Annotated in this window: 1 protein-coding gene; it reads right to left on the minus strand. The window is 38.7% G+C overall.

Annotation, left to right across the window (positions count from 1 at the left end):
- Window positions 1–163: 163 nt before the first annotated feature.
- Complete coding sequence (locus tag JGH11_RS19985; RefSeq protein WP_201114742.1) at window positions 164–1,363, minus strand: L-serine ammonia-lyase; 1,200 nt, start codon at window positions 1,361–1,363, stop codon at window positions 164–166.
- Window positions 1,364–1,521: the final 158 nt, after the last annotated feature.

The following is a 1,521-nucleotide window of genomic DNA, read 5'->3' on the forward strand; positions in this document are numbered from 1 at the left end:
CCAGTATACGGATATTGTCCGCCGATTTGTTTAGTAAGGTGATTGAATTCATAATTATTGTACGGTGTTTAATGTCTCTAATACAAAAGTAGGAAATAAGAATGTATATTAAAACTAAAGTATATACAAAAGTAGATAATCTAGGGATGTTATATTAGTTAATTTAATCTTCTATATTGATGTTAATAGCAAGCCCTCCGGCCGAAGTTTCTTTGTATAAACTTGGTAAGTCATGTCCTGTTTGTTGCATAGTACGTACAACTTTGTCAAAATTGATAAGATGTTTACCATCCGACAGCATTGCAAATGAGCAAGAATCGAGGGCACGTGCAGCGGCAAAGGCATTTCGTTCTATGCAGGGTACTTGCACCAAACCGCATACCGGATCGCAGGTAAGACCGAGATGATGTTCCAGCCCCATTTCAGCCGCGTACTCTATTTGTTGAGTAGATCCACCAAATAGTTGGCAGGCAGCTCCAGCCGCCATAGCACACGCAACACCAACTTCACCCTGACAACCAACCTCGGCTCCGGATACGGACGCGTTAAATTTGACGATATTACCAATTAGTCCGGCGGTGGCTAATGCCCGCACTATCTTTATATCACTAAAATCGTGATTCATTTTTAAATGATAAAGAACGGATGGTAGTACTCCACACGATCCGCACGTAGGCGCGGTAACTATGATACCACCGTTTGCATTTTCTTCCGAAACAGCAAGTGCATATGAATATATGAGGGCACGACTTTTCATCGAGCCTTGATAACCTTTTGACTTTATATAGTACATAGATGCTTTTCGTTGCAGTCCGAGTCCGCCCGGAAGAAGTCCTTCACCATCAAGTCCACGATGAATTGCTGCCTCCATCGTCTTCCACACGGTCTCTAAATATGTGTATATTTCTTTACCCTCGGTATCTTCTACATATTCCCAGAATGTTTTGCCAGTTTGCTGACACCATTCCAGTATTTGTTTCATAGTTGTTTTATTATATAGAGCTTGCTTACTTGTTTTTTGCGTTCCATCCGAGAGGTCTCCCCCTCCGATGCTATATGTAATCCATTCGTTAATGACTTGTTCATCTTTAATCGCTTCAAATTTCATCCCGTTGGTATGAAAAGACAATATAATATCCGGATGCCATACTATTTCGGTTGGGTAAGGTGCTAAGGTATTTATAATGGCTGCATCAGTTAAGTGACCTTTGCCTGTAGCCGCTAAACTTCCGTACAATGTGACTCTGAAAGATGTTGCTTCAGGATTTTCCTCTTTAAATATTAGTGCTGCTTTTTGAGGAGCCATCGTATGACTGCTCGAAGGTCCATGCCCGATTTTGTATAGATTACGAATAGATTCCATTTATTTATATTTATGTAAAAATGTTTTTTATTTACAGATTTAGTCAATCTTTATTGCTAAATGAAATAATGGTATTAAATATTGTTAAAACAAGAATGGTTGTTTTTTAGTATTATTTGTTAATGTCAAAATAACACGTAGTAATATATATTCTATGT

Source organism: Dysgonomonas sp. Marseille-P4677 (assembly GCF_016652235.1).
Classification (GTDB): Bacteria; Bacteroidota; Bacteroidia; order Bacteroidales; family Dysgonomonadaceae; genus Dysgonomonas.